Here is a 16,196-nt window from a genome sequence, read left to right on the forward strand (position 1 = left end):
TCCTTATCTTTATTATATAAATCTCTCAACGATAAATACCGTTATACAGGCAGCCGCAGCAACCACCGGCAATCCCTTGTCCTTCATTCCAAGTATCACCGCTACCACAAGTCCCGCAACTGCACTGATCACACTTTCAGTACTGTAGAATATGGCAGGTATGGTAAGGGCTGTAAGGCAGGAATATGGAACATAATATAAAAAAGAGCTTACAAATCTGTTCTGTATTTTCTTTCTGAACAACACCAGCGGCAGCACTCTTATAAGGTAAGTCACCAGTGCCATGGTCAATATGTACACATATATATTCATCTTACTTCTCCATCTTTATAAAAAAATAACTACGCTTCCGGCTCCGATTTTTGTTCACTCTTTGCTTCCGTCTCAAGATCCCTCGGTGCAACAATTGCGCCAACCACTGCCGCGATTATAGTACACACGATTATCGACACACCTGTTGATATGAACTTCAGGGCCGGCACATAATATATGACCGTACTGAGCATCGCAGCAATGCAAGCTACCAGGATAACCGGCTTCGACCTTTTCGCCACCGGCATTACTATGGCCACAAACATGCCATAAAGTGCAAGGCTTAATGCACTGGTAACTGCCTTTGGAAGCAGGTCACAGGCACAGGCTCCAACCAGTGTGCCAAGGGTCCAGCCAAGTACCGGCAGAAGCTCAAGTCCCAGCATATATCTGAATGTAACCTCTCTGAAATGTGCCATTGCCACAGCGAATATCTCATCAGTATTTGCAAATGCTATGACCAGACGCTGCTTAACAGTAACATCAGGCGATAACTTCTGGGTAAGAGACAGACTCATAAGAGCATATCTCATATTGATTATCAACTGAGTTAAAATCGTCTCAACTATCGTTCCGCCTGCAATAATTATCTGAAGTCCCGCAAACTGTCCCGCAGAGGTAACATTTGTAAGACTTATAAATACAGACTGGAATACCGTAAGCCCGCCCTTTAAGGCAAGTATTCCGAAGCTGAAGCTTACTGCGAAATAACCCAGTGCAATAGGTATTCCGTCCTTTAATCCCTTGTAAAATTCTTTCATACTACATTATTCCTTTAAACTAAAACTACTCAAATATCGGAAATTCTGCCAATCAAAATTCCCTTTCATGAACGGACTCATGTATGACTAATACTCAACCTTCATTAAGCACAGCCCCTTTGCCGGAGCCGTAGGTCCTGCTGCCGTCCGTGCCCCCGCCTTAAGGATATCCTCCATGGCGTCCGGAGATATATTGCCGTATCCCACCTCAAGAAGAGTTCCCGTAAGTATCCTTACCATGTTCTGCAAAAAGCCCTTTCCATGGAACCTGAGATACAGGTAATCGTTCTTCCTCATGATCTCTATGTCGAATATCTTCTTCACAGTGGATTTCTTGAAGTTCTTATTACCACAGAAGCTCTTAAAGTCATGCTCACCCACCAGGTGCTCCGCCGCTCTTCTCATAAGCTTCACATCCGGCACCTTATCAAGGCACCATACATACTTCCTGTCAAATACCGGCTTCTCCTTACCCACATAGCAGGTGTACAGATAAACCTTGCCTACCGCGGAAAACCTGGCATGGAACCGTTCCCCTGCCACCTTAACATCAATAACTCCTATGTCCTCCGGGAGATAGGTATTCATATAATCCATTATGTCGTCTTCCGACATCTCCGTATCTAGCTTACAGCTTATGACCATTGCCCTGGCATGCACGCCTGCGTCAGTCCTTCCGGCTCCCACAGTCATTACCCTTGTATCTGTCATCCTTGAAAGTACGTTCTCTATGCGCCCCTGGATGGTATCCACATCAGGCTTTGCCTCGAAGCCATGATACCTGCTGCCGTCATAGGCTATGGTGATCTTATAATTCTGTATCATTTATGTTCTGTTTCCTTTGTTTATTTTACAAGATTTGCCTCATTTACCTTTCCTGCGGCGAAATCTCTTGCGTTGGTAAGAGTGGTCTCACTGATGGCAGCAAGAGCCTCCTTTGTTAAAAAGCCCTGATGGGATGTGACTATTACATTAGGAAATGACAGCAGTCTTGCTGTAATGGAAGTTTCAAGGATATCATCCTCTCTGTTCTCAAATACGTTATTTGTCTCCTCCTCATATACATCAAGACCTACACCGAAGAACTTCTTGCTTCTTATGCCGGAGATAAGATCCTCTGTGGCGATAAGTGCTCCCCTCGATGTATTTACAAGTATCACATTGTCCTTCATCATGGCAATGGTGTCCTTATTTATCATGTGATAGGTACCCTTCAGAAGCGGACAGTGAAGCGATATAAGGTCACTGTTCTTAAGCACTTCATCAAGACTTACATAGGTCACGAAATCCAGGTCGGGATTTTTGTACATGTCATAGGCAATGACCTTCATTCCAAATCCATGACAGATCCTGCACATTGCCGCGCCAATCTTTCCGGTTCCCACAATTCCGGCAACCTTTCCATGAAAGTTGGTGCCTGTAAGTCCAATAAGGCTGAAATTATTCTCTCTCACCTTGATATACCCCTTGTGTATACGTCTGTTTACTGCAAGTGCCAGTGCCATAGCATGCTCTGCCACCGCCTCGGGAGAATATCCCGGCACTCTTAAGACGGTTATGTTATTTGCCGCTGCCGCCTTAAGATCCACATTATTAAAGCCCGCACACCTCATAAGTATGAGCTTGACACCACACTCTCCAAGCCTGTTCACAACAGCCTCACTTACATCTGAGCTTACAAAAGCACAGATAGCATCATAGCCTGCCGCAAGTCTTGCAGTATGCTTATTAAGGTCTGTCTCCAGATAATCTATCTCCATATCCGGAAACTCCGGAGCTACCATATCAAACGATTCTTTATCATATTTCTTGGTATCATAAAATAATATCTTCATAATAAACACCTCTTCTGTTATTTGAGTACCATCTCATTTAGAATTTTCTGACACTGTATACCGATTTTAAAAAGCTGATATACCTCATATCTAATAATATTTATTTACATACCTGTCTGTAAGTATACCATAAATAATGCAAATATAGGATAGTTTATTATTCCAAGGCGTATTTTCGGATAAATTATATTGTACGGGTAAAAAGAAGAAGCACACCATGACCGGAGGCTCTGCTGTCTCCGTTCCGGTATGCTTCTTATATATCAAAGTCTTTAAACTCTAAGACTCTTTACCCTTATCATGGTGTTTCCTGCCACCCTTTTTGCCGGACTTGTCACCGCTGTCCACGTCCTGCTTTCCGGCTTCGCCTTTTGTACTCTCGTATTTTTTTACATACCGCTCATAATCACTGTCCCACTGTTTATAAGCATCATTACCACGATTGTCTGTAAGGTCATAATTATCTTTTATGAAATCTCCCACAACCAGTGTCACACGCTTAGCCGCCGCGGAATTAAGATGCTTTCCGCCATCACGGGTATCAACGGACCAGTCAATGGTCACACCTGTGGAGCCGTCATTAAAATCAATAAAATCAAGGTCATTTTCCTCAGCATACTTTGCTATGGAATCATGTCTTTCTTTAGTCCATGTGTTGTAGGTAGGTGAATATATAAGCAACAGCTTAGTGCCGTGATCCTTACACATCCTGGCAAATTCATCAAAGGTCTTCCTGTAGATATATGGTATATCATCTCCATAATGACATTCCTCCGGAGGATTATCCGGATCCACCGCCAGGACACTGTTGTCGATCATCTGTCCCTTGTAATATGTGGTCTCGTATTTGATATTCGCCTTTGTCTCCTCATCGGCAAATAACAGCTTCCAGTTATCATGATACATGACAAAAGGAAGATATTTCTCAAATACAGCCTCTGCTGTCTTCGCGACCCTCACCTTGAAGTTACCGTAGAAAAGCTCATCCACGTCAAACACCACCACGTCAGGCTTCTGGTTCTTGTATATCTCCTCCAGTCTGTTCTTGGCAGTGTATATAACCTGGGCACCCTCACCTGCCGACACACAGGTATAGCCGTAGTTGTGCCAGATCTCCATAGGGGAAAATCCACTGTATATATCACTGTTTCCTATTGCCACAACCTGTATAGTATTATCCGGCTCTGCCAGATAATCCTTTGCCTTAGGATTATTTATTCCGGACTCCCTGGTGTTGCCCTTCGGGGTAAACACCGGTCCAAGAGCTGCAACAACCGCAATTATACCTGCAAGGAAAACAACTGATTTAATTATATTTACAATTATCTTCTTCATAGCATTTCATCCTTAAACTATCGGCAGACTCTGCGAAGCCTGCCCGCTCTGTAAAATACCCGACGCTTAGAACTGGGCATATATAAATCCGATATCCGGATAATTGAAGCCATAGGCTCCGAGGATAAGCACAGCCAATACCAGCGCGTAGTACAATATCCATCTGACTACGATGTTCTTACCGGCAACCGCCTCTCTTATATTGCAGCCCCTCTCACCAAGAACCCCTGCGATTATAATGAATATAAGACCTATGATGATCACTGTTATATCCATCTTGTCTATGCCCATGTTAAGAAGGCTTCCGTCTGTAAGGACACTTAGGTTTAGATTGCTGAACATGGATCTGAACATATGGAAGAACGATCCCATATTGTCTGTTCTGAAGAGCAGCATACCTATATTCACAAATATAAAGGTTCTCACAACCTGTAACGCTCTGTATACCTTTCCCTTTCTGTCCACCTTAAGCTTATCAAAAATACGGCACCATAAAGGTTCGGTCAACATTCCCGCAACCATTATTATATAGTAGTAAAGACCATACATAATATACTTGAGGCTGGCGCCGTGCCATATACCTGTTCCAAACCATACCACAAACATTGCCATTGCAGCAGGAAGGATACGAGCCACAAACGGACTGCACTTTGCCTTGACCTTCTTTGAGAACTTAGTAAAGCTCTTGGACAATGATATTGGATAGAACACATAATCCCTGAACCATCCGCCCAGTGTCATGTGCCATCTTCTCCAGAACTCGCTTACTGTCTTTGATATGAATGGCCTCTCAAAGTTCTTGTCAAGTTTAACTCCGAATATCTCCGCACTACCCATAACTATATCCATACAGCCTGAGAACTCAGCGTACAACTGGAGTGTATATAACAGCATTGCGACAACCACATACATGCCTGAGTAGTTTGTGTAATCGTTAAATACTGTATCTACAAATATAGCCGCTCTGTCGGCAACAACAAGCTTCTTAAAAAGTCCCCAGAACATAAGCTGTATTCCCTGGGTAACTCTTGCGTAGTCAAATGAATGTCCTTCGTAAAGCTGTTCTCCTAAAAGATCAAATCTTCCTATAGGACCCTCAACGATGTGAGGGAAAAATCCCAGGAACAGCGCCAGCTTGAAAGGATTTCTGGTGGCTGCATATTTGCCCCTGTATACATCAGAAATGTAGCTTACTGCCGCAAGAGTATAAAAGGATATACCAAGAGGCAGCAGAAAATGATGTATAGGAAGCTTTCCTCCAATTCCCATGTAATTTCCAACTCTTGTAAGCTCATAGCTGAAAAAATTGAAATATTTAAGGAATACCAGAGGAATAAAATTAATCACTATACCAAGCCACACAACAAGTCTCTTTTTTCTGGACACTTTGGCTTTAAGAGCTTTTTTCGCTTCTTTATCAAGCCCCTTTTTGGCTTCCTTGAAATCAACATCGATCCTGTTTAACCACAATCCTATAAGATATATGGTTATGACACTTCCGATTATGAAGATTATATATTTTCTTGACGAGTAAAAATAAAATGCATAACTGGCAAGCAGCAACACCACCCATCGTCCCTTCTTCGGGATAATGTAGTAGCATACAACCGCCAGCAGCAGAAAAACAAAATATTCGCTGGATGTATAACTCATAACAATGTACCTTATACCGATCCGCACATGGCTTTATCCCACGGGGCAGTATTAGTCCTCCTGAAGTCTCTGTACCAATGCATATATGGCATCTACGTTCTTGAAATTCTCAGGAACGATATCAATAGGCGATATCTCTATATCAAATTCATCATTAAGCTCTCCGACTATCTCAACTATTGATATGGAATCAAGTATACCTGTTCCAATAAGATCCTTCTCGTTCTTAAAATCCACACCCGGCTTTACGCCCTCCAATAACTCTAATAATTCTTCCATTTTATTTTCTCCTTTCCTTGAATGGCACAATCATTTATTTCATGGTCTCATAATTTGCCATGAGCCATTTTCTGTCTATCTTGCCGCTTGAATTATGCGGCATGCTTCTTGTACGTTTTACGATGTTTGGTATCATGTATTTAGGAACTTTAGCTCCTATTCTGTTCATGATATCCCCTTCATCAAGCTTCTTTCCTTCGTATACGAACACGATCTTGTCCTTTTCTGAATCGTAGATCACGCAGCCCGCCTTTATTCCTTCAATGGCGCAGGCAGCAGCCTCGATCTCTCCAAGCTCGATCCTGTATCCCATATGCTTTATCTGAAAATCTTTTCTTGTGATATATATAAGCTCACCATAGGAGTTATATTTTACCAGATCTCCTGTTTTATACACTATCTCAGGATAAGCATTGTTCACCGGATTTACCACAAATGCTTCCGCTGTCTTCTCGGGATTGTTGTAGTATCCCAGTGCCACAAATGAACCCCTGGCATACAGCTCTCCTTCAGGACTTAAGCCATCCTCACCGATCATGTCCGGTGTTATGGCATTTCCATCCTCACCCAGTACAAATACGCCGCAGTTGTCACAAGGTCTGCCCATAGGCAGGGTCTCATGATCCTCAAATTCTCTGTCCACCACGTAATATGTACATATATCCGTGGTCTCTGTAGGTCCGAAGAGGTTGGCATACATGGCGTCCGGAAGATTTTTCCTCCAGTAGTTAAGCTGCTTCATAGGCATTACCTCTCCTGCAAATAATACCTTCTTAAGCTCCGGAAGCTTAACGTATCTGAACATATCCCAATTTGCAACGATACACAATGCGGAACATACCCAGTATATAGTATTCACATGTCTGTCTCTTAAAAACTCCATGAGTTTGATAGGAAAGGCAAAATACTCCTTCGGTATAATGTGGAAGGTGGCACCTGCCATAATGGTACTGAACATGTCTGATACAGACATACTGAAATAGAATGGTGTCTGGCTTCCGAATATTGTGTCGTCTGTTATGTCAAAGGTATCTGTATACCACTTTATGTAGCTAAGTACATTTCTGTGGGATATAACTGCTCCCTTTGGAACTCCTGTGGAACCTGATGTAAACAGAGAATACACAGGGTCTGTGTCAACCATTGCACTTCTCACCTGTCCAAGTCTTTTCTCATCCACATCGGTATCTGCCATGTCCTCCAGGTACATGACAGGTGTCTTTAATGTTTCTCCCGACAACTTAAGATTAGCGGCTGCCTCACTGTGCTTTCTGTCAGTAATGACCCCCACAGGCTTCAAGGTATCGAAGATCACATTCACTCTGTCATATGGCATTGCAGAATCTATGACCACATAGAAATTCCCCGAGTATACAACTCCCATAAAGGCAGCTACTGCATGACAGGTCTTGTCAAGGTATACTGCAACCGGACGATTCCTGAAAGAAGCTTCCTTCTTTTCTTCATATATCCTGTCCAGTATGTACGAGCCTGTCCTTCTAGCCTCTGTCTCAAGCTCTTTAAAAGTCAGGCTGTGATCTATATCTGCAAATGCAGTCTTGTCAGGAAAACTTTTCGCTGACGCCTCAAGCATTTCTAAAATATTCTTCACGATTATCTTCCTTTCTAAGCGCACGCTTATAATTTCTCATAACCAACATGAACCATTTCATACTCCACAAGTATACATTTAGCCAGACTTTTTTCAACTCTATATTCGTCACTTTTTTATTAAGATTATATTAAGACACACTCTTATTTTATATTGTCAGATTTTAATGAATATTGTCTGTTTTTTCTATTTTATATATTTTTTTTAATCATTGTATATTATTGCCCTATTTACCGGCTTTTCTTCCTGGGAAGTATTAAGCTTTCTTCTTGTTTGTCTTCACAGGAAGAGCTATCATTTCTTTCCATATAGTCGGATGGAACAATATAAGGAGTGGGAACAGCTCCAGACGTCCCGCCAGCATGTCGAATATGAGTACATACTTGGTAAATGGATTAAATATGGAGAAGTTCGCCGCAGGGCCTACAATACCTAAGCCGGGACCTATATTATTAATGGTTGCTGCCACCGCTGTAAAGGTTGTTACAAGATCAGTGTCCTCAAAGGATACCAGCAGTACCGATGCAGAAAATACAATAGCAAATGTAATAAAATATACATTTACCGCCCTTACAACCTCATGCTCTACAGGCTTGTCATCTATCTTTATCTTCTTGACGCTCTTCGGATGGATGTAGGAATTAAGCTCCTTGACCAGGGTCTTTATGAGCACGACAAATCTCGAAACCTTTATACCACCTCCGGTACTGCCTGCACAGGCGCCGATGAACATAAGGAGCACCAGCACCACCTTGCATGCGTCTGACCACTGATTGAAATCCACAGTGGAAAAACCTGTTGTAGTGATTATGGAGCCCACCTGAAACGAAGCGTCTCTCAAGGCTGTCAGCGCATTTGCCGAGGTGTCAAGAATATTAAAGAATATTATCGCTATAGAAGTAAGGATAATGGCGAAGTAACATCTTACCTCTTCCATGCTCAGTGCCTTTCTGATATGTCTGAAGAGTATATAATAGTAAGCATTGAAGTTTACGCCAAAAAGTATCATGAATATGGTAACTATCCACTGTATTGCAGGTGAGTATCCCGCAATACTGTCGTTCTTTATACCGAAACCACCTGTGCCGGCTGTACCAAAGCTTGTACATAATGCGTCAAACACCGGCATTCTGGCAATAAGCAGAAGCACCAGCTCAATGATGGTTATGGCTATATAAATGGCATAGAGTATCCTGGCGGTGTACTTTACCTTTGGAACCAGCTTACCCACAGAAGGTCCCGGGCTCTCTGCCTTCATAAGATTCATATGAGAACCTCCGTTAAGCGGTATGACCGCCAGAAGGAATACCAGCACTCCCATACCACCTATCCAGTGGGTAAAGCTTCGCCACATAAGCATACATTTGTCCAAACTCTCTACATCAGTAAGGATACTGGCACCAGTTGTGGTGAAACCTGATACTGTCTCAAACATTGCATCTGTAAATGAAGGTATCTGTCCTGAAATATAAAACGGCAATGCCCCCACAATACTTATGGCTATCCAGCTTAAGGCTGTGGCAACGCATCCCTCTTTCAGGTAGAACACCTGATTTTTAGGCTTCTTCAATGTAAGCAGAAAACCTCCTGCTATACAGCCAAGAGCCACCCACACGAAAAACATTGTAGTTGACTCATGATATATTATCCCTGTCACTATGGGAAGCAGTAACAGGACACCTGTTATCTTTAATACACTTCCTAAAATATAGACTATGATAAGCCTGTTCATTTTCCTGATCCTCCCCTACTTAAGAATATCATTTATGTCCTTAAGTCCTGTGTCTGTGGTAACTACCATTACCGTGTCACCTACATTTATGGTATCAAAACCATTTGGAAGTATTATGTCTCCATTTCTGTTAATGAATGCAATAAGGAGATTTTTCTTAAGCTTGAGATCCTTAAGGGGCATGCCCGTAACACTTGACTCCGCATCAATGCTGAACTCTATGGCCTCTGCCCTGGAATCAAACATATAGTAAAGGGTCTCTATATCACTGTGCATGGAGTTTTTCTTGGCACGTACATAAGCGATTATTGCCTCAGATGTTATAAGGCTTGGATATAGCACGCTGTCCAGGTTTAAGGTGTTTATTACATCCTTGAAATTACTTCTGTTGATCTTGGTTATAACCTTTGCATTAGACATATGTCTTGTATGCAGTGTAAGGAAGATGTTCTCCTCATCTATTCCTGTTAAAGGTACAAATGAACCTGTATGATCCAGGCCCTCCTCCTTAAGCAGCTCCTCATCGGTTCCGTCACCGCAGATTATGGTTGCTTTAGGAAGCAGCACGCTAAGCTCCTCGCAGCGGTTCTTATTTACCTCTATTATCTTAACGTCAATGCCGCTGTTTATAAGTATCTGTGCCAGATAATATGCAACATCGCCTCCACCAACTATGATAGTATCCTTTACCCTGTTGGTCTTAAAACCGATGGCATCGAGGAATGCTTTACCGTTTTTTGATGTGGATACTATGGACACTATATCTCCCGCCCGGAGGATAAAGCTTCCATCAGGTATGTATACCTTTCCGGCACGCTCTATGGCACCCAGAAGTACTTTGGCATCCTTGTTTTTGGAAATGATCCTTCTGCCCACATCCATAACAGCCATTCCATCAAGCATATTGTTCTCCGGCAGTCTGATCTTGATCATCTCCACCTGTCCCCTGGCAAATGAACTGACCTCAAGGGCAGTTGGGAGATTAAGTATTCTTGATATCTCCTTGGCAGTTTCCAGTTCAGGATTTATTATCATCGTAAGTCCAAGCTTCTCACATAAATATGAAGTCTCGGAGCTGTAATCCGGATCGTGTACCCTGGCAATGGCAGCACAGTTACCAACCTGCTTGGCAATAGTACAGCATAAGATATTAAGCTCATCGGAATCCGTAACCGCAATTATAAGATCAGCATTTTCAATTCCCGCTTCCATCTGTACACTGTGGCTTGCGCCATTTCCCACAACCCCCATAACATCGTAGAGATTAGCATAGGTCTGTATCTTCTGCTGATTTTTATCTATTATGGTAATGTCGTGTCCTTCCTTGCACAGCTGCCTGAGAATTGCTATTCCAACCTTTCCGCAGCCTACTATTATGATATTAAGGCCCTCATCCCTTTCCTTACTCTTGAACGCCATTTTTTATTACCTCCATAAATTAAATATCAGCCTGCCTGCAATTTACTGTTATGATATTTTTTTCCGGCAAATATCTGATATACGTCTATTCAGACCGCTCCGTCTGTATATTTCCCTAAACAGATGTATCATAACACTACTACCGGGAAATAGCCATATTATTTTTATTATTTACCACTTTACAGTCCACCGTCTTTGTCCTATAATTAAAAACGCAACATCTAGTGTTGTGTTTTTAAATTTGGTACAAAATATTGGGTCGCATTATGTGATTTATATAAAAAGCCCTTGAGTTCACAGGGGAAATCATAAGTATCATATGTAATTTTATCAAACAAATGGAGTGAGATTATTTTGGAAACAGCAGTAAACACAAATGTAATCAAGAGAAATGGCGAGGAGGTCAAGTTTGATCTGTCAAAAATTGAGAATGCTATATTTGCCGCCAACAAGGAAGTAGACAAATTACACCAGTTAAGTGACTACCAGGTGTACGCTATTGCAGACAATCTGGCAAAGCATATTGAGGAGATGACCCATGCTGTCCACGTTGAAGACATTCAGGATATGGTAGAAACCGGAATTATGGAAATGCGTGGCTACGAGGTTGCCCAGAAGTATGTACGTTACAGATATAAGAGAGAGCTTGCCCGTAAATCGAACACAACCGATAACGGAATACTTTCCCTGATTGAACATATGAACGAGGAAGTAAATCAGGAAAATTCCAACAAAAATCCTGTTATCAACTCTACCCAGCGTGATTACATGGCTGGCGAAGTAAGTAAGGATCTTACAAAGAGAATGCTGCTTCCCGAGGATATTGTGGAGGCTCACGAGGCAGGCATTATTCATTTTCATGATTCCGATTACTTTGCCCAGAAGGAGCACAACTGTGATCTCGTAAATCTTGAGGATATGCTCCAGAACGGAACCGTAATAAGTGAAACCATGATTGAAAAGCCACACAGCTTCTTTACCGCCTGCAATGTCACAACACAGATCGTGGCACAGGTAGCATCGAACCAGTATGGCGGACAGTCATTTACCCTGTCCCATATAGCACCTTTTGTTGATGTCAGCAGAAAGAAGATCCGTAAGCAGGTTATTGAAGAAAGAACAGAATTAGGTGAGCCTCTTGATGATGACATAATCGACAAGATCACAGAGAAGCGTCTGCTGCTTGAGGTAAAGAGCGGTATCCAGACCATACAGTACCAGCTCATAACTCTAATGACCTGTAACGGTCAGGCACCATTTGTGACAATGTTCATGTATCTGGACGAAGTGCCTGAGGGTCAGACAAGAGACGATCTGGCACTTATAATAGAGGAAGTTTTAAATCAGAGGATCATCGGTGTTAAGAATGAGAAGGGCTTCTACATCACCCCCGCCTTTCCTAAGCTTATATATGTTCTTGACGAGGACAACATCACTCCCGGCTCCAAGTACTGGTATCTTACAGAGCTTGCAGCCAAGTGCACTGCCAAGCGTATGGTTCCTGACTATATCTCAGCCAAGGTCATGCGTGAGATGAAAAACGGTGATGTATATCCTTGCATGGGTTGTCGTTCATTCCCTACATCAGAGCCGAATATCCTTAATCCTGATGGCACCAGAAAGTATTACGGAAGATTTAATCAGGGTGTTGTAACAATAAATCTTGTAGATGTGGCATGTTCGTCAGACGGTGACATGGATGAATTCTGGAAGATTCTTGAGGAAAGACTTGAGCTGTGTCACAGGGCACTTAGATGTCGTCACGAGAGACTTCTCGGAACCCTTTCCGATGTTGCTCCTATCCTGTGGCAACATGGGGCTCTCGCACGTCTCAAAAAGGGTGAGAAGATCGACAAGCTCTTATACAATGGTTATTCCACTATTTCTCTTGGTTATGCCGGTTTATGCGAGATGTGTGTAAGAATGACGGGTAAGACCCACACCTCTCCGGAAGGTAAGGATTTTGCCCTTAAGGTTATGCAGAAGCTCAACGACAAGTGCGCAGAATGGAAAAAAGCAGAAAATATCAGCTACTCTGTATACGGTACGCCTATGGAATCAACCACCTACAAATTCGCCAAATGTCTCCAGAAGAGATTTGGCATCATAAAGGGAGTAACCGACAAGAATTACATTACCAACAGCTACCATGTTCATGTAACCGAGCACATCGACGCCTTCTCAAAGTTGAAATTCGAATCAGAATTCCAGAAGCTTTCACCGGGAGGTGCCATAAGCTATGTGGAGGTTCCAAACCTCACTAACAACATAGAGGCTGTAATCTCAGTAATGCAGTTCATATACGACAATATCCTCTATGCAGAGTTAAATACCAAAAGCGACTTCTGTGAGAAATGCCTCTATGATGGAGAAATGAGGATTGTCACAGACGACTCCGGCAAGCTTGTATGGGAATGTCCTAACTGCGGCAACAGAGATCAGAACAACCTCTTTGTAGCAAGACGTACATGCGGATATATAGGAACCCAGTTCTGGAATCAAGGTCGTACACAGGAGATAAAGGACAGGGTACTGCACCTGTAGAGTATCAAAAGGCGAAAGCACTGGCGCCAGTGCTTCCGCCTTTATTTTTATAACTTCTTCTCTCATTTAAATTTTCTGTTGTTTTTCAGTTTTTATACTGTTATCATTTTTGTTTATTGTTTCTTTTTTGGAGATTATACTATCCTGCTGTTTTTTCTTATAACCTTATGCGCCACCTGGGCTTTGCTTCTTTCCGGGTCTCAGCTCTCTCATGAACTCCGGCAAAGCCTCCCTTCCCTTGATGGTAACAGGCTTTATCCATTTACCGGTTCTCACATATATAAGCTCAGCAACAAGTCTTATAATCTCATCAGTATATACAAATGAAAATACTATCAAAAATGGTAGTCCTATGGTCATACCGGCTATCCATGTTGCCGGTACACTGACAAGAAACAGTCCGCAGATCTCAAGAACCGTTCCGAATATAGCTTCACCACCTGCTCTGAACGCTTCATTCATGATGTAGTTGGCAGTCCTTATGGCTCCGAACACAAGATAGATCGTAAGCATGTATTTTCCGTACATCATTGCTGTTTCCGAAAGTCCAAATAACCCCAGAAGCGGTCTGTTAAGCAATGTACATACAAGCACGATCAAAAAAGTTACCATCGGACAGAACAATGCTGATTTCCTGCAGAATACGAAACCCCTTGCAGGATTACCTGAGCCAACCTCTCTTCCAACAATAACATTTACGGCACTGGCAAGACCACCAAAGAAAGCATACACAAATCCCTCGCATACTCTGAAAGCCGCCATGGCTGCTATAGCCTGCTCACTCTGATGCCCAATAACAATATTTATTATCATCTGTCCTACGCCGTACATCATCTCATTGCAGAGAATAGGCAGGCTCTTGGCAAGATAAGATTTAAGGAATGGCCTGTCAAAGGCAAATATCTGTTTTATGTTAAGCTTTATGTCACACTTTGACCTAAACAGGAAGATCAAAAGTAACGCTACATTCACAATTCCTGACACCAGTGTACCTATTGCTGCACCGGCTACTCCCATCTCCGGCATACCAAACTTACCGTTTATGAATATATAATTAAGTACAAAATTCACCACAAGTGCCACTACGGAACATATAAGAGGTGCTTTCACCCGCTCTGTCGACCTTAAGAAGTTGCTTATAAGCACAGCATATACCTGGAACGGATATGCAAACCCTACTAACCTTATATACGGTGCCCCCGCCCTTATAAGCGACTGCTTGTCCGTGTAGACCGACAGGAAAAACTCCGGCTTTACGATACACACTAATGAGAAAAGCGCTGCCACAAGGGTCATAAATATAAGGCTTATTCCAAATGTCCTGTTTACGCCCTTCTCATCCTTCGCCCCTGCGAACTGTGCAAAGAACAGCATGGAGCCACTGGCAAAGCCCCAATAGCTTGAGAAATACAACGAACTTATCTGGGAGCATATTCCAACTGCTGCCACTGCCAGCTCTCCCTTATTTCCAAGCATAATGGTATCCACCATACTTGCAGTTGTGCTAAGAAGGTTCTGCATGGCAACCGGTAATGCTATGGTAATCATGGTGCCCAGATATTCCTTCCATGTATAATATTTTCCTAATCCCCTTGTCATAATACTTAATCCTCATTAAAACTTATAGACTGTAAATCTCAAGGTATCCAAGTTAATAAACCAAAAAGTAAATTGCAAAGAAATGGAAAGCAGCTCCAGCCAGCACAAATAAATGCCATATGAAATGATCCCCTTTTTTGTCCCTGACAAAAGGAATCATTCCCACAGTGTATATGATACCTCCAAGAAGTATCATAAGAAGCAATGGTTTATCATGCTTAAACCATCCCGGTATGAACATAATGGCACTCCAGCCAATGACAAAATATAATGTATAATGCACAGGTCTGAACCTCCCCGGTCCAAACACACATATAATGGTAATTCCTGCAACTATCAGCCCCCATTGTATACAGAAAAGAACTATTCCGATCGTATTGCCCCAGTATACCAGGAACAATGGTGCAAATGTTCCTCCAATAAGCAAATATATTGAAGTATAGTCAAATCTTCTCCATATCCTTTTAACAGTAAGTCCCGACGCATAGGAATGATAGAGGCAGCTCATAAGAAACATAAGTATCAAGCTTATTCCATAGAAACAGGTTGCCATCACCTTAAGTCCCGTGTCCGATTTCAGAAGCAACAGTATGAAACCGGCAATGGATAATCCCGTTCCCACTCCGTGGCTGACTGCATTTCCAACCTCTTCGAGTACAGTAAGCTTCGGCGGCTCATTGAGCTTCCTGAAATATTCCTTCCGCTCAAGCTTTCTTGCTCTTTTAAATTCTTTTTCTGATGACACATCTTTTTCTGTCTTTGATTCGTTTTCTGTTGACATGTCTTTTTCTGTCTTTGATTCGTTTTCTGCTGACAAATTACTGCTTATGTCTGTTCTGCTGTCTATTATGTGCTTTCCATCAATTGTGTTATCTGTTCTATTGTCTATCATGTGCTTTCCATCGATTGTATTGCCTTTTTGGTTTTCATGTGCATGCGATCCTGTATGGATATCTTTTTTGCTCATAAACTATATCACCTTATTTCTTCTGATATCTCAAGTATTATACACACATATTAAGAATTTACAACACAGAAACTTAATAAAGTTAATTTTTCAAAATAAATTTTCACCTTTATTTCTCTTATTTACATTACCAGACATCATGATGTAT

13 protein-coding genes are annotated in these 16,196 nt (G+C 42.2%); 1 reads left to right on the top strand and 12 read right to left on the bottom strand.

Annotation, left to right across the window (positions count from 1 at the left end; all coding sequences use genetic code 11):
- Positions 1 to 12: 12 nt before the first annotated feature.
- The 10 genes from DXB54_RS10830 to trkA all read right to left on the bottom strand — a co-directional run bounded on the left by DXB54_RS10830 (position 13) and on the right by trkA (position 10,938).
- Positions 13 to 312: an AzlD domain-containing protein gene (locus DXB54_RS10830; protein ID WP_021937972.1), complete on the bottom strand. Its 300-nt coding sequence runs from the start codon at positions 310 to 312 to the stop codon at positions 13 to 15.
- A 29-nt stretch (positions 313 to 341) separates the two neighbouring features.
- Positions 342 to 1,073: an AzlC family ABC transporter permease gene (locus DXB54_RS10835; protein ID WP_021937971.1), complete on the bottom strand. Its 732-nt coding sequence runs from the start codon at positions 1,071 to 1,073 to the stop codon at positions 342 to 344.
- Between the two features lie 87 nt (positions 1,074 to 1,160).
- The gene (truA, locus tag DXB54_RS10840) at positions 1,161 to 1,898 is read right to left on the bottom strand and encodes a tRNA pseudouridine(38-40) synthase TruA (protein ID WP_118695184.1); all 738 of its coding nucleotides are present in this window, start codon (positions 1,896 to 1,898) and stop codon (positions 1,161 to 1,163) included.
- 20 nt (positions 1,899 to 1,918) lie between these two features.
- Positions 1,919 to 2,908 carry a 2-hydroxyacid dehydrogenase gene (locus DXB54_RS10845; RefSeq protein ID WP_021937969.1) on the bottom strand — a complete coding sequence of 330 codons (990 nt, stop codon included), beginning with the start codon at positions 2,906 to 2,908 and terminating at the stop codon, positions 1,919 to 1,921.
- A gap of 279 nt (positions 2,909 to 3,187) precedes the next feature.
- On the bottom strand, positions 3,188 to 4,243 hold the full coding sequence (locus DXB54_RS10850) for a hypothetical protein (RefSeq protein WP_118695185.1): 1,056 nt from the start codon (positions 4,241 to 4,243) through the stop codon (positions 3,188 to 3,190).
- Between the two features lie 66 nt (positions 4,244 to 4,309).
- The gene (locus DXB54_RS10855) at positions 4,310 to 5,896 is read right to left on the bottom strand and encodes an MBOAT family O-acyltransferase (RefSeq protein ID WP_118695210.1); all 1,587 of its coding nucleotides are present in this window, start codon (positions 5,894 to 5,896) and stop codon (positions 4,310 to 4,312) included.
- A 51-nt stretch (positions 5,897 to 5,947) separates the two neighbouring features.
- Complete coding sequence (locus tag DXB54_RS10860) at positions 5,948 to 6,175, bottom strand: acyl carrier protein (RefSeq protein WP_021937966.1); 228 nt, start codon at positions 6,173 to 6,175, stop codon at positions 5,948 to 5,950.
- Between the two features lie 34 nt (positions 6,176 to 6,209).
- Positions 6,210 to 7,787 carry an AMP-binding protein gene (locus tag DXB54_RS10865; protein WP_118695186.1) on the bottom strand — a complete coding sequence of 526 codons (1,578 nt, stop codon included), beginning with the start codon at positions 7,785 to 7,787 and terminating at the stop codon, positions 6,210 to 6,212.
- A gap of 256 nt (positions 7,788 to 8,043) precedes the next feature.
- A complete protein-coding gene (locus DXB54_RS10870; RefSeq protein WP_118695187.1) occupies positions 8,044 to 9,519 on the bottom strand; it encodes a TrkH family potassium uptake protein in 1,476 nt (491 codons plus the stop codon).
- A 15-nt stretch (positions 9,520 to 9,534) separates the two neighbouring features.
- Positions 9,535 to 10,938 carry a Trk system potassium transporter TrkA gene (gene trkA / locus DXB54_RS10875; RefSeq protein ID WP_118695188.1) on the bottom strand — a complete coding sequence of 468 codons (1,404 nt, stop codon included), beginning with the start codon at positions 10,936 to 10,938 and terminating at the stop codon, positions 9,535 to 9,537.
- Positions 10,939 to 11,292: 354 nt separating this feature from the next.
- On the opposite strand from trkA, the gene nrdD reads away from it, so the two are divergent.
- Complete coding sequence (gene nrdD, locus DXB54_RS10880) at positions 11,293 to 13,482, top strand: anaerobic ribonucleoside-triphosphate reductase (protein ID WP_118695189.1); 2,190 nt, start codon at positions 11,293 to 11,295, stop codon at positions 13,480 to 13,482.
- Between the two features lie 165 nt (positions 13,483 to 13,647).
- Here nrdD and DXB54_RS10885 read toward each other — a convergent pair whose 3' ends face one another.
- Together DXB54_RS10885 and trhA are read right to left on the bottom strand one after the other, a co-directional pair.
- Positions 13,648 to 15,081 (bottom strand): MATE family efflux transporter, encoded by a 1,434-nt coding sequence (locus DXB54_RS10885; RefSeq protein WP_021937962.1) that lies wholly within the window; start codon positions 15,079 to 15,081, stop codon positions 13,648 to 13,650.
- Positions 15,082 to 15,133: 52 nt separating this feature from the next.
- Positions 15,134 to 16,048, bottom strand: coding sequence for a PAQR family membrane homeostasis protein TrhA (trhA, locus tag DXB54_RS10890; protein WP_243104797.1), 915 nt, complete (start codon positions 16,046 to 16,048; stop codon positions 15,134 to 15,136).
- Positions 16,049 to 16,196 lie beyond the last annotated feature (148 nt).

The sequence above is a fragment of the Coprococcus sp. OM04-5BH genome, from assembly GCF_003482105.1.
GTDB lineage: Bacteria > Bacillota > Clostridia > Lachnospirales > Lachnospiraceae > Coprococcus.

What these genes read in the sequence shown, in the direction of transcription:
- DXB54_RS10850 (WP_118695185.1), bottom strand. Translation starts at nt 4,243, where the DNA reads ATGAAGAAGATAATTGTAAATATAATTAAATCAGTTGTTTTCCTTGCA.
- DXB54_RS10885 (WP_021937962.1), bottom strand. Translation starts at nt 15,081, where the DNA reads ATGACAAGGGGATTAGGAAAATATTATACATGGAAGGAATATCTGGGC.
- DXB54_RS10870 (WP_118695187.1), bottom strand. Translation starts at nt 9,519, where the DNA reads ATGAACAGGCTTATCATAGTCTATATTTTAGGAAGTGTATTAAAGATA.
- trhA (WP_243104797.1), bottom strand. Translation starts at nt 16,048, where the DNA reads ATGAGCAAAAAAGATATCCATACAGGATCGCATGCACATGAAAACCAA.
- DXB54_RS10845 (WP_021937969.1), bottom strand. Translation starts at nt 2,908, where the DNA reads ATGAAGATATTATTTTATGATACCAAGAAATATGATAAAGAATCGTTT.
- trkA (WP_118695188.1), bottom strand. Translation starts at nt 10,938, where the DNA reads ATGGCGTTCAAGAGTAAGGAAAGGGATGAGGGCCTTAATATCATAATA.
- DXB54_RS10860 (WP_021937966.1), bottom strand. Translation starts at nt 6,175, where the DNA reads ATGGAAGAATTATTAGAGTTATTGGAGGGCGTAAAGCCGGGTGTGGAT.
- DXB54_RS10835 (WP_021937971.1), bottom strand. Translation starts at nt 1,073, where the DNA reads ATGAAAGAATTTTACAAGGGATTAAAGGACGGAATACCTATTGCACTG.
- DXB54_RS10830 (WP_021937972.1), bottom strand. Translation starts at nt 312, where the DNA reads ATGAATATATATGTGTACATATTGACCATGGCACTGGTGACTTACCTT.
- truA (WP_118695184.1), bottom strand. Translation starts at nt 1,898, where the DNA reads ATGATACAGAATTATAAGATCACCATAGCCTATGACGGCAGCAGGTAT.
- DXB54_RS10855 (WP_118695210.1), bottom strand. Translation starts at nt 5,896, where the DNA reads ATGAGTTATACATCCAGCGAATATTTTGTTTTTCTGCTGCTGGCGGTT.